Source organism: Bradyrhizobium sp. 190 (genome assembly GCF_023073415.1).
Taxonomy (GTDB): domain Bacteria; phylum Pseudomonadota; class Alphaproteobacteria; order Rhizobiales; family Xanthobacteraceae; genus Bradyrhizobium.
The window spans coordinates 1-12,173 of sequence record NZ_JADPJL010000052.1; the positions used below are offsets into that span (position 1 = coordinate 1).

At 57.1% G+C, this 12,173-nt stretch carries 9 protein-coding genes and 2 pseudogenes; 6 read left to right on the forward strand and 5 right to left on the reverse strand.

Features of this window, described 5'->3' with window-relative positions:
- Nucleotides 1-122: 122 nt before the first annotated feature.
- Nucleotides 123-380 (reverse strand): annotated as a pseudogene (locus tag IVB22_RS26745) (transposase); the annotation flags it as partial.
- A gap of 563 nt (nucleotides 381-943) precedes the next feature.
- Here IVB22_RS26745 and IVB22_RS26750 point away from each other — a divergent pair.
- The 4 genes from IVB22_RS26750 (at nucleotide 944) to IVB22_RS26765 (ending at nucleotide 3,792) form a co-directional block, all read left to right on the forward strand.
- On the forward strand, nucleotides 944-1,273 hold the full coding sequence (locus tag IVB22_RS26750; RefSeq protein WP_247520245.1) for a transposase: 330 nt from the start codon (nucleotides 944-946) through the stop codon (nucleotides 1,271-1,273).
- A 79-nt stretch (nucleotides 1,274-1,352) separates the two neighbouring features.
- Nucleotides 1,353-1,934 (forward strand): hypothetical protein, encoded by a 582-nt coding sequence (locus IVB22_RS26755; protein ID WP_247520246.1) that lies wholly within the window; start codon nucleotides 1,353-1,355, stop codon nucleotides 1,932-1,934.
- A gap of 127 nt (nucleotides 1,935-2,061) precedes the next feature.
- Nucleotides 2,062-2,334: a hypothetical protein gene (locus IVB22_RS26760; RefSeq protein WP_247520247.1), complete on the forward strand. Its 273-nt coding sequence runs from the start codon at nucleotides 2,062-2,064 to the stop codon at nucleotides 2,332-2,334.
- Between the two features lie 357 nt (nucleotides 2,335-2,691).
- Nucleotides 2,692-3,792 (forward strand): saccharopine dehydrogenase family protein, encoded by a 1,101-nt coding sequence (locus IVB22_RS26765; RefSeq protein WP_247520248.1) that lies wholly within the window; start codon nucleotides 2,692-2,694, stop codon nucleotides 3,790-3,792.
- 1,157 nt (nucleotides 3,793-4,949) lie between these two features.
- On the opposite strand, the gene IVB22_RS26770 is transcribed toward IVB22_RS26765, so the two are convergent.
- Both IVB22_RS26770 and IVB22_RS26775 read right to left on the reverse strand, forming a co-directional pair.
- Nucleotides 4,950-5,345, reverse strand: a complete 396-nt coding sequence (locus tag IVB22_RS26770; protein ID WP_374207677.1) for a hypothetical protein — start codon at nucleotides 5,343-5,345, stop codon at nucleotides 4,950-4,952.
- Nucleotides 5,346-5,347: 2 nt separating this feature from the next.
- A complete protein-coding gene (locus IVB22_RS26775; RefSeq protein WP_247520287.1) occupies nucleotides 5,348-5,557 on the reverse strand; it encodes a hypothetical protein in 210 nt (69 codons plus the stop codon).
- Between the two features lie 350 nt (nucleotides 5,558-5,907).
- Between IVB22_RS26775 and IVB22_RS26780 the strand changes: the two genes are divergently transcribed.
- Nucleotides 5,908-6,147 (forward strand): hypothetical protein, encoded by a 240-nt coding sequence (locus tag IVB22_RS26780; RefSeq protein WP_247520250.1) that lies wholly within the window; start codon nucleotides 5,908-5,910, stop codon nucleotides 6,145-6,147.
- Nucleotides 6,148-6,400: 253 nt separating this feature from the next.
- Entirely contained in the window at nucleotides 6,401-7,021 is a 621-nt protein-coding gene (locus tag IVB22_RS26785; protein WP_247520251.1) for a nitroreductase family protein, read from the forward strand.
- Between the two features lie 1,148 nt (nucleotides 7,022-8,169).
- Here IVB22_RS26785 and IVB22_RS26795 read toward each other — a convergent pair.
- Nucleotides 8,170-9,535: pseudogene (locus IVB22_RS26795) on the reverse strand (IS1380 family transposase).
- 570 nt (nucleotides 9,536-10,105) lie between these two features.
- Entirely contained in the window at nucleotides 10,106-11,464 is a 1,359-nt protein-coding gene (locus tag IVB22_RS26800; protein WP_247520252.1) for an LLM class flavin-dependent oxidoreductase, read from the reverse strand.
- Nucleotides 11,465-12,173: the final 709 nt, after the last annotated feature.

Below are 12,173 nucleotides of genomic sequence, written 5' to 3' on the forward strand. Positions count from 1 at the left end.
GCCTCGTCCTACGAGACGCGTTACCGGACGCGAGTGGTCAACAATTTGCATCGGCGTGCCAAGGCATTCGGCTTTGTTCTCCAGCCCTTGGAGCCGAAAGTAGGTGCTGCCGTTTCTTAGGAATCATTCTCCAGCGTCAGCTCCCCGGTCTTGGCATGCAGCGACTTCACATCGACTGCCGGCGCGGCCGGCGGCCCGCCCCCAGGTCCGAAAATCTCGGAAGCATTGCCCTCAAGCTGCGATTTCCACGCCGTAATCTGATTGGGGTGGACGTCGAAATGCTCGGCCAGTTGGGCTATCGTCCGGTCGCCCTTGATGGCTGCCAGCGCCACCTTCGCCTTGAAGGTCGGTGAGTGATTCCGGCGGGCTCGTCTGCTCATGGTCTCTCCTGATTCGCGGGCCTATCGTGCCCGCCGTCAGGCAGAAACTCCACTTAGCGTCCTGTGCAGATTTCCGGGGCCGGCTCTAACCTCTACCCGTAGTCTGCATTCCTGCATCATGGCCCAATTAGTCTCCCTCCGGTGAGGGCCGCCTTGTCGGGTTAAGGCGAGTGCTGTGTACAGCCCTTATGGACAGCAATAAGTGCAGTGCTCAGATCGAGCGGTTCGAGGTTGTTGAGAGTGGCCGACGCCGTCGGTGGACCGACGATGAGAAGCTCAAGATCGTTTTGGAGAGTGTCATTCGGCATGCAAAATTTGAGCGCCGATTGGCAGCCTGCTCCACTGCGAGTGGGCTCGGATTCATAATGGCGCGCTCGCCAGCGGCACGGCGAAGGGCTTGCAGTGCACCGACTTTCAATTACCCATAACTTTGACCACTCGGGCTGATCCGCTGATCGGAAATTCTTGAATCGCAAGGATCACTTGTGATTCCTTGCTGAGCACCTGATTCACGAGGTGCTCTATGGGCCTGACATCAAGGAATAAGATCGGCAAAAGGCTGTTTGCGGTCCCTGGAAAGTGAATGTTGGATTGATCGAGAGAGTAGTGGATGCGAGTTTAGGGACGCGCGGCTCGGCGACAGATTCCGCAAACTGCTCACGCAGATTGGAAGCCCCATGGGACAAAGCATTCCGCTCGTCTGCTACGAGCGAATACCAAGGCAGCCTACCGCTTCTTCTCTAATGACCGGGTCAGCGAAGCGGACATTCTGGCCGGCCATTTCCCTGATCGTGCCGCCGCCACTGAAGGTCTCGTTCTTGTGCGGCACGATACAACCGAGTTCAGCTATCAACGCGAAAAGTCAGAAGCGATCGACATCACCAAGAGCATAAACAGTGGACGGGATAAGGCTGGTCGCCTCAGATCGCACACGGTTTGCGGCATCCTGATGCATTCGAGCCTCGCGGGGGGATGCCGCTGGGGCTGACGGCCGCTAAGTTCTGGACCCGGAAGAAATTCAAGGGGACGCTAGCCCTTAAAAAGAAGATCAATCCGACCCGGATTCCCATCGAGAAAACGAAAAGCATCCGGTGGTTGGACAATCTCAAGCAGTCTACGCAACTGTTGGATCATCCGGGACGATGCATCCATATCGGTGATCGCGAGAGTGACATCTACGAGCTCTTCTGCGCAGCACAGGAGATCGGAACTCATTTCCTGATCAGGACCTGCGTCGACCGCTTGGCTGGACATGGGGATCACACGATCGCCGACGAAATGGACGAGGTCGTCGTCAAAGGGCTCCACCGCGTCGAAGTCAGAGACAGCAACGGCGATCGCGACCAGGCCGTTCTTGAGATCAGGTATCGCAAGATTCGCGTCCTGCCGCCGATCGGAAAGCAGAAGCGCTATCCCGCTCTGACCCTGACGGTGATCCATGCCGAAGAACGCGGGACGCCGAAGAACAGAAAGAAGATCGATTGGAAGCTGATCACCGACCTGCCTGTTGGTTCCCGCACCGACGCCATTGAGAAGCTTGAATGGTATGCTTGAGATGGAAGATCGAGGTGTTCCACAAGATCCTCAAATCGGCTGCAAAGCTGAGGAGTCGAAGCTCAGGATCGCCCAGCGTCTGACCAATCTGATTTCGCTCTTTTGCATCCTGAGTTAGCGGGTCTGGATGACGATGCTCAACCGTTCCGCCCCAGACGCGCCACCAACCCTCGCGTTGACTGCGACTGAAATCGGCGTGCTCGATCGCCTCGTCAACGACAAACCAAAAAGCAAGACAGAACACGCTCTCGGACTATCTGATCAAGATCGCCCGGCTCGGCGGTTATCTAGCCCGCACCAGCGATCCGCGGCCCGGCAATACCGTTATGGGCGCGGGCTGTCACGCCTCTCCGCCATCGGGCTGGGCGCCATCGTTGGAGGAGAATTTGTGGGTAATTGAAAGGTCCACCGGAGCGGGACGACCCCGCCGCATTCAGAGGGAAATCTCGAAGCATATTCCTGGAACGACCGGCCACCATAACCGCCAATCACCCCTTCTCTTTCCAAGCGCTGAAGCCGGGCATGCGATAGGTGACAACCTTTTTCGCCAATGTCACCTTCGGCATGCGGGCTTTCTCACCCCGAAGCGTCAACAGTTCTCGTCGTCCGCAGTCGGGCGCTTGGGCACCTTTCAGATACGTCGACATGATTAGTCAACCTGCCGAAACATATAGGTCGAAATGCAGTCTTTTATCGCTATGAATCGTCCAAACCTTGCTTAAACTCCTGAAAACCCAAAGTGAAAGAGGGGACAAACATGAAAGACCTCATGGTCATTGGGGCAGGCAGGATTGGTGGAGCCATTGCATCGATGCTGGCCGACACCGGCGATTACAAAGTGACTGTCGCCGACCGTAGCGTCGAGCAACTCGCCACGATCGACTGCCATCCAGCGATTTCCACTGCGATGCTTGACATTGCCAATCATGCAAATCTGGTAGCGGCGCTCAATCGTAAATTCGCCGTGCTTTCGGCCGCACCCTTCCATTTGACGGAACAGATCGCCGACGCCGCACTGGCGGCGGACGCGCATTATCTTGATCTGACCGAGGATATCGCCACCACAAAGAAAGTCGAGACTCTGGCGCAAAATGCCGAGCGCGCATTCATTCCCCAATGCGGTCTGGCGCCCGGCTTCATTTCGATCGTCGCCAATGATCTGGCCTCGCGCTTCGATAACCTCGACAGCATACGCATGCGCGTCGGCGCGCTGCCTCGGTATCCCTCCAACGCGCTCAACTATAACCTGATCTGGAGCACCGACGGTTTGATTAACGAATATATCGAGCCCTGCGAAGCCATTGTCGAAGGCAGACTGGTGAGTGTGCCGGCGATGGAGGAGCGGGAGGAGTTTTCGTTCGACGGTGTGACATATGAAGCTTTCAATACCTCCGGCGGCCTTGGCACGCTGGCAAGGACTCTGGAAGGCAGGGTGCGCACCATGAACTACCGCACCATCCGGTATCCTGGTCATCAGGCGATCATTAAGGCGCTGCTGAACGACCTCAATCTGAAGAACCGCCGCAATGTGCTGAAGGATCTCCTCGAAAAGGCGTTACCCGCGACAATGCAGGACGTTGTCGTCATCTTTGTCACTGTCTGCGGTTGGCAAAATGGGAGGTATGTGCAGGAAACCTATGCCAACAAGATGTATGCCGGAATTGTTGCGGGGCGACAACTAAGTGCTATCCAGATCACTACTGCGGCCGGCATTGCCACCGTCATCGACCTTTTGGCGCAGAAAAGCCTGCCGGCAAAGGGCTTCGTCCGACAGGAGGAGATCGCATTGGCGGACTTCCTCAGCAACCGGTTCGGTCAGGTCTACAATCTCGACGCGAAACGGATGAGGCAGCCGTGAGATTCCTTACTCCTGGTATTGAAATGTCCGGACGCTTTGCTTTCTCTCCGCAAGCGTTTCTAAAGACCTACTCAGTTCATGGGGAGCACTTTCTTATGAAGAATCGCAAGGTCGCGTACCACGGTTTTTTTTGCAAGTCGCACGATGGAAAATTGGTAGAGAATGCTCTACTTGCCCCTCGAGGCCGACAATCGTTTTCGGCTACTGAAAGAGACCGTTGGCAATGCGTTAGCCACGAGCCGGAGGCGGGCAGAAAGTAACTTGCGGATGCGAGGCGCTCGGTTTCTGTTGCACCGTCAAGACAAAATTGAACGGCTGTTGAGAGCTTCTCCAAGGCGGGCCAGTCGGTCATTGCCAACACCCTCGGGAGATGGAAATCGTGAAAAGTACGACGCACCGGCCGCAAGCCAACTACCGGCCGCAAGCCAACCGGAGTTTACGTCTGATTCGAACCTCCAACCTGCCGCAGACTCCGCCCCCGGTGCTGCATAGGGCTCTGGCCCGGCAGAGAAGTGGGCAAATCGGCCAGTAAACACTCGATCCGTCCCTTATAGGTCTTGTCCTCCGTCGGCTGGTTTGAGACTTCAGGAGACTTCCTTTGGGGAACCGGACCAAAATGGCCCCGTAAAAAGCATTCGCACTCTTTCTCGCTGCAAGGTCCTGGAGCAACGACGATGGCGCGGAGCAGCGAGGCGTGTCCATGCTCGACAATCAAATTATTTGCGGGGCACTGCAGCTTGTGCTTTTGCGCGTGTTCAACAACCTCCTTCGGACGCTCCTTGCCCAACATGCGTTAGATTCGGGCGCTGCCGCAGCTGATGAAGATACGCGAACCCATCGACGCCGAGGATCGGATGCATGGCATCTTATGAGCAACCAGCGGAATGCGATAACCGTGATTTGGTCAAACCATTGCTGCGGGACCCCTACGGTCCCGCCCATAGCTACCTCGCTCCAGCGGCAATATAAGGTATGCCGTTAGTCAGCGTACAAACGACGCCACGTCGCAGAAAGGATCCGGGCGGGTTCACAACATTGGCTGAGTACGAGCAGCGCGGCACACCGGGAATTTTTTATTCGAGAGCTTCCGGTAATCTAGATCTCCGCCAACGGAAAGGACGGGGCCTGCCTTCTTTTGCCTTTCGAGCACGGGAGCATCATGTGTAGCATGTTGAATCTCCGTCTTCACCTGCGCTTCGTTCGAATTCCAGAATGATATGCTCCATCTCGCCTGCCATGCCGCTCAGAAGTTGCTGGCGGGGAGTCGAAAAAATTGCAGCTGCCGTTTGCTCGTTTTCTGCACTGATCTGCCGAACTGCGGCGGATTTCGTGGAGGGGCGCGCGCGTTCGAGGCGACATCGACGATTGGCCCAGACGCCGCCTTTATCACGTTCCCCAATGTCCGATTCAGGACCCTGATGTCGGAAGCTCGACAAAGCGGAACGGCCATTCCACACGTTCGTTGGCAGCGCGCGTGTTTCTGCGTCAACCAAGGCGCGCAGCAGATTCCGTGAGTGGCACGCCGATTGCTGGGATGAGGAAGAAAGAGCCACCGTCAACGCGTCCCAGGAGTTGCCGATGACGCCTGCTCGTTTGACCCTAAATGAATGAGCTGACAAACTTTGTTCTTGCCAGCGCCGAAGCGGCGAGCATCGACCCGGTTGCCGAGAATTTCACGGAGCCGGCCAAGTAGATTGCTGCAGCTTTCCAACAGAAAACCGGCCAGGACGTCGTGCTGAGCTTCGGCGCAGGTGGACAGTTTCACAACCAGATCACTCCAGGCACGCCCGTTCCAGATGCTTTCCCCGACCGAAGACCCTCGCGGTTCCAAAAAAGCGGCTGCAAGTACGCAATCGGCACGCTTGTGCTGCCGCAGGACCGCTAATTCCGTGACCCAGGGTGGAGATCTTCAAGTCACGAGTATCAATCAGACGTGCCGCAACATGTGACCTTATGCTGCTGTTACGAGGTCGGTATGCTCTTCTCAAAATCATGTTCGACGGGATGAATTGAATCGCTGTAAGTCAAACTTCCTACAGGCTCTACAGTATGGACTTGGCAGTTCTCGGCCGACGAGGGAGTACACCCTTGGAAGATCATGCAAGGATTATGATCATGAAGCTCCTCGAACCTCCTTCGTGCAGCCCCACACCGTCGACCGTCTTTGTTGGCAGAAATCGTCATGGCAATTGGGTTGCCCGCGAACAGAACGGCATTTTTGGCGGCCTTTTCGTGAGTCGCGACCAAGCGGTCAAATACTCGTTGTTCGAGAATGGCCATCATCCAGAAACCATCATAGAGGTGTCGCGTGAAATCGAACTGGATATATCCGACAAATCGCCGATCACCGGCTAGAGGAGCGCGGGGCCTGATACGGCGGCGCAATTGAGTGGCCCGAGCGACTCGGCTTTGCCGCGCGTCGACGCCGAGCAGATCGTCAATACCACGATTGCGCTCACGTAGCTCCAAGTTTTAAAAGTATGATCATCACGGGCAGCGAAAACACCGAAATCGATCTCTCGCTAAGAGGACCCGGATTCGTCGAGGCGCCACGTCCGCGACATGCGGGCGGGCGCAGCCGAGTGCCAAAAGGACGAAGGAGAAGAGAGTGACCATTCAGAAATCGGCCTCCAAAATTCGTGCAGCCGAACATCCCGCAAACCTGATATTCGTCGGCCGCTGGTCGCCGCGTGGGTTTACACAGGATCAGATCCCGGAAGGTGTTATGAACACTTTCTTCGAGGCCGCTCGGTGGGCGCCGTCGGCTTTTAATTCCCAACCATGGCGCTTTCTCTATGCCCTGCGCGGCCAGCCAGAATTCGACACCTTTCTTAGCCCTTTGATCGAGTTCAACCAGGGCTGGGCGAGACACGCGGCGGCGCTGATCTATCTGCTGTCGAGGAAGCACTTCAGCTCTCCCAGGAAGACCGACCCGCAATTCTCCCGCACGCACTCCTTCGACACCGGCGCCGCCTGGGCTAACTTTGCCAACCAGGTAACGGCCGCAGGTTGGGCCGCACACGGCATGAGCGGATTTGACGTGGAGAAGGCGAGCACCGTGCTCAGGGTGCCCGAGGGTTTTGCGGTCGAGATCGCGATCGCCGTTGGGCGCAAGGGCGACGGTGCAAACTTAACAGCTGACCTGTTGCAGCGTGAACAGCCGAGCGGCCGTTCACCGGTCGGTGACTTTGTCGCCCGCGGCCTGTTTCCAGAACGATTCAGGAGCTGACGGATGGGCTGCACTTTTAAAGTTTAACGAGGTCTATGGACCACGCTCGCATTGCAAGGAAGCCACAAAGGGATCTCGCAGTGTGCCCAATCTATCCGGCTTCGATTTGAGGCTGTCGCCTCGAGGACATTTTGGAATGCGCCGCCTCAATACCTCGCCGGCCTAAAGAAGAGAGATGGTGTTGAATTAGGCTTCGAGAAGTATCCGGGGAGCCGTTTCTGCATTCGTTGCCCGTTTCTGCATTCGTTGCAAGAGCGTCCATTCCGATCAGGCAGCACAGTATATTAGTCAGAGACTGCTCAGTTTTTTCGATCCCTTCTTGCGTAACAAGATTGGACCAGCATCGAGTCCAACGACATGGAACGTGTTCTTACCTACATCAATACCAATCTGATTATGTTCGTCTTGGATACGCCTTCTCCTGCTGTCGCAGAGGGGTCTACATCGCCGTCGAGAACGGACGTTGTCCATGCCGGTAACTCGTAGGGCGCTGGTCTTGGCATTGCCGAAGCATTCGACCCGGGGGCGTGGAAGTAATAGAGCTTTCACCCGCGACCCTTGCTGTTGTGATTGAAACTGCTCGGCGCGTGCCAGCGGCCGCTCAAACGCAGCCTCAGCTCTGGCTGGCCGATGATCTTACGGCGGATGCTGCCGATGAGACGGCCGAGCCGCGTGCGTAGCTTAGCTCCGCAGCTCGAGATGGTAGCGCTTGAACTGCTTGGAGTGGTCGTAGGGTCCCGCCATCATCGCGGCGCGTTTGGCGAAGAGCAGGAACGACTGCCGCAGCCGCAGGCCGTGCTCACGGCCTCGGCGATTGAGCCCCTCAGCCCCCCATGGGCAAGCTTGGCATCGGTCGGCAAGGTAACCCGGGTTGAACGTAGTATCCACCCTCACCCGCGTGACATCGCGCCTCTGCGCGCTGGCCTCATGCGCCGCTAGCCCGGATATCGCACACCACCAATCGTGAGGTAGCGGTTTGAGCTACCGGAAGCCGTTTTCGGGCTGATTTTGTGTTTCCCGTCCGCTCCGATCGCAGTGTTCGCGCGGGACGAGTCTCGGCGTCCGATGTTACACGGCTTGCGGGTGGAGACGGGCGCGCGGCATCGGTTTGCGGGCCGCATTGGCGCTGTTGGCGATCCGGTCTCGGCTCAAGTGGTATCGAGGGCACGATGCGCCGTGGCGAAGACTGCCTTGTATGGACAGCCTGAGGCCATGGCGAACTTGATCCGACGAACGCTGAGGGTGACGAGGGCGCCAATCTTGAAGAGCTTGCGGCGGATGGTGCCGCAGGTGGCATCGGCGAGATCGGTCGCCTGCAGAGCCAGGCGACGGGTAGCCTCGATCAGGACATAAGCCATCGAGGCAAACCACAGGCGAAGCTGGTTAGCCGCCATGGTGGCGGTCGAGGTGCGGTCGGCAAAAAGGTCGATCTGACATTCCTTGATCCGATTCTCCATTTCGCCGCGGGCGCAATAGACATCCTCGTAGAGACGGCGGCCGTCGCCTTGGGTCAGCGTCGTGACAATGAAGCGCGGGTTCTCTTCGCCCCGGGTCCACTCCGCCTTGGCGATGACGCCGCTCGCGGCTCCAGCTCTTGAGGGTCGACCAGGTGAAGTCCTTGAAGCGGCGTGCCGGCTTGCCAGTTTGTTGGCTCTCCTGTTGCGCTTCGCCGAGTTCGACCGCAATCGTGTCCTTGAGGCGGGCATTCCTCGCCAGGCCAAAGATGTAGTCGACCGCATTGGCTTCACACCACCCCATCAGGGCCTCGCGGGCGAAGCCTGAATCGGCCCGCAGAATGATCCGCGTGTGCGGCCAGCGCGCCCGGATCTGCGTCACGATGCGGGCAATCTCCTCCACCGCGCCGGCGGCAGCGTCGATATTCGCTGGCCGCAGCTTGGCGGCCAACAGATGCCGACCGCAGAAGACGTAGAGTGGCAGATAGCAGTAGCAATCGTAGTAGCCATGGAAGAACCGTCCTTCCTGGTGCCCGTGCAGCGGATCGTCAGTGGCATCAATATCAAGGATGATCTCCTCCGGCAGCGTTTTATGGGCTTCCAGGAAGAGCGTGACGAACAGGCTCTCAATGGCACTCAGATCATGGGCGATCTTGTGATAGCGCGTTGCCGTCTCGCGGCTCAGTTCAAGACGGTTGAGGGTCGACTTCCCTGCCACCGGTGCGCAATTCGCTCGGCCCGCTTCAAGCTTGCCGGCCAGCACCGCCATCACCGGATCGCGACGCAACTCGTCGTGATCGTTGAGGTCCTCGTAGCCCAGTGCAATCCCGAACACCCGCTGACCCACCAAGGTCGCAACGCGATGTTCGATCAGTTCCGGCCTGCGATAATCGGTGAAGCACGTGGCCAACCGATTAACCAGGCCGATCACCCGATCCGTCGCCCCCAGCAGCAAGGCTCCGGCGTCCGAGGTGATCGTCCCCCCGTCAAAACTACCCACAACTTCGCGGCGTCCGACGAGTCCAAAGTCAAACCGTTCCGCGTTACACTCCGTCGGCATCGGGGCTCTCCTCGAATCATCAAGAAGTCGTTCTCGCAAAACAACTTTCGCTGATTCGGAGCTCCGATGCGCTTATCGACTGTGAGATATCCCGGGCTGGCAGGCTTTCGGCCGGCACAAATTCCGCATTCGTGCCGAGGCGCTTGCGCCAATGGCTGAAATCGGAGCGTTCGTGCGGAAATTGTGCCGGAAAAACTTCCACCGGTGAAGTGCTGGAAGCACGCGCCGTAGGCACCCAGTGCTCGCGGAATCGCGTCGGACAGGCCATGGATACCTTTGAGCAGCAGCCCGATCATGAACCGGCTGGCGATCGCGCACCGGCCTTGGTCGCTTAGAGCGGCGGTGATCTCGCGATCGATCCAGTCCCAGTCGATGAGGCGCCAAGCTGCCCAGATTGATGATTAATGAAGCCTGGCGCGAAACAGATCACCTTTCCCTCATCGTCTCCGGCTCTTCAGTCGAAACGTCCCCCTCCGCCGCGACCACGGAATCACGCCCGAGGTTCGAGGGAATCTCAAGACCCACCGCCGTGCCAAAGGCGAATTCCTCTCAACAACTTTGGGCGCCTTTTCACGGACGACTGCTTACACCTGCCTGTGCAAACCGATTAAGTGGCCGCGTGAGACCGAGGTTCTCTCTTAGTGTTTGTCCGACGTATCCGGATCTGAATTTGCCTCGCCTGCGCAACTCGGGAACGACGAGTTCAACAAAATCCTTAAGTTCGCCGGGAAAGGTCGCCGGCAATACGTTGAATCCATCAGCCGCACGTTGATCAAATGTATCCACCATGACATTGGCAATTTCGTCCGGAGTTCCAACGACCAGGAGATGGCCGTTGCTGTCCGATATAAAGCGGATCAGTTGTCTCCAGGTGAATTTCTGGCGCACGGCCAAGTCAAGGAGTAGCTTCTGACGACTTTGCACAAAATTCGTCTGCGGTAAAGTCTCGGGAACCAATGAGTCGAGATCCACCGAACGCAGGTCGGTGACAAAACCCAGCACACGATCGGCCACTCCAGTTAGAACGTCGATGTGCGTATACGATTGTAGTCTTTCAAGTTTCTCAGAGGCCTCTTGCTTGGTCCTCCCGACGACTGGAACAATGCCCGGCATGACTAGGACTTGATCGTCATTCCGCCCAAATGCGCGCGCTTTCTCTTTGAGAGTTGCATAGAATTGTTTGCCGTTCTCTAAAGAAGGCTCGGCCGTGAATACGACCTCGGCGAGCTCTGCAGCGAATGCTATTCCGGCGTCGGATGCGCCAGCTTGAACTAACACGGGATACCCTTGCGGCGGCCGTGCAATGTTAAGTGGACCTCTCACTGACAAGTAGTCACCCCGATGGTTAAGCAAATGCAGCTTCGTCGTGTCAGCGAAAACACCGCTTTGCTTGTCGCGAATGAAAGCATCGTCTTCCCACGTGTCCCAAAGCCCCTTGGCAACTTCTACAAACTCCCTCGCTCGAGCGTAGCGCGAGTCATGATCGGGAAGCTCCTTTTCACCGAAATTGGGGGGTTCGAACTTATTTGCCGAGGTGACAATGTTCCAGGCCGCCCTTCCCTGGGATAGGTGATCGAGTGAGGCGAGCATGCGTGCAAGATGATAAGGCTGGTGGTACGTCGTTGTCGCTGTCGCAACAAGACCGATGTGTTGTGTTCTCGAGGAAAGCGCCGACAATAGTGTGATAGGCTCGAACCCATCATTTCGGCTTACACGAGCTGTCGTTCCTTGATCTTGCTCCATTACGCTTGGAATATCGGGCAGAAATATGAACTGAAATGCCGCCCCTTCGGCGAGTGCTGCTAGGTGAGCAAAATAGTCGATATCAACTCCGCCATTCGCTGGTACGTTCGGATCGCGCCATCCACCAGCATGATACCCTCCAGAAAGGAGCATCACTCCGAGCTTCATTTCATCATTGCGCCGCATGCTGAACCTCCGTTTGGATTGGACTATTGTTGCGCAGCGGGTTCAGCTCGTACGGCGTCCTTATTGCCGCCACAGAACCGCATGCCTCAATGTGCGAGTTTTTGCAGCTACGAGAGACCTTGACGAGTGCGCGCCTTCCGACAAAGTCGCCCGATATACATCCTTTCAAGCCAGCCTAGCGGGAGCTCCGACCAAAGCGCTCCAAACATCGGGGCCGGCAACTGCAACGAGCTGAAAGCAGAGGCTGAACGTCCAATTTCAGAAACGTCTTTCAAGCGCCGAATTGGCCAATTCTCGGTCATGTTAGTTTCCCACGGCTTGTCAAGGATCCGAAGTTACTAAGAGCTGATTGCTTCACTCTCTATTTGAGACTATTCGCTGCGAGGTGATGTCGAGCTGAGCCGCGAACGATTTCCACCGCGGAACGCGTTTCAGCGAGATCCACAGGATCTCGAACGCTGGGCCGAATTCCTCGAGATACCAACTCTCGGTCCCCAGCATAAAAGGCGCCTTCCCAACTCGGCCGGCTGAATTGCTCACATGGCCGCCGGCCGGCGGCGGCCAGCGATGAATGCCAGATGAACCTTGAGATCCAAGGATGTCCGAGGCGACTTCGGCAACGATCCCTATTCTCTTTTCAGTCGATACCGGCCAAGCCGTGGCAACGCCAGTTCGTATCCCACGAGTGCGAGTGACGGAGTCTGCGTCG

Bases quoted from the DNA above. Each gene is read 5' to 3' on its own strand.
- IVB22_RS26765 (WP_247520248.1), top strand. From the start codon at position 2,692: ATGAAAGACCTCATGGTCATTGGGGCAGGCAGGATTGGTGGAGCCATT.
- IVB22_RS26800 (WP_247520252.1), bottom strand. From the start codon at position 11,464: ATGCGGCGCAATGATGAAATGAAGCTCGGAGTGATGCTCCTTTCTGGA.
- IVB22_RS26755 (WP_247520246.1), top strand. From the start codon at position 1,353: ATGCCGCTGGGGCTGACGGCCGCTAAGTTCTGGACCCGGAAGAAATTC.
- IVB22_RS26760 (WP_247520247.1), top strand. From the start codon at position 2,062: ATGACGATGCTCAACCGTTCCGCCCCAGACGCGCCACCAACCCTCGCG.
- IVB22_RS26780 (WP_247520250.1), top strand. From the start codon at position 5,908: ATGAAGCTCCTCGAACCTCCTTCGTGCAGCCCCACACCGTCGACCGTC.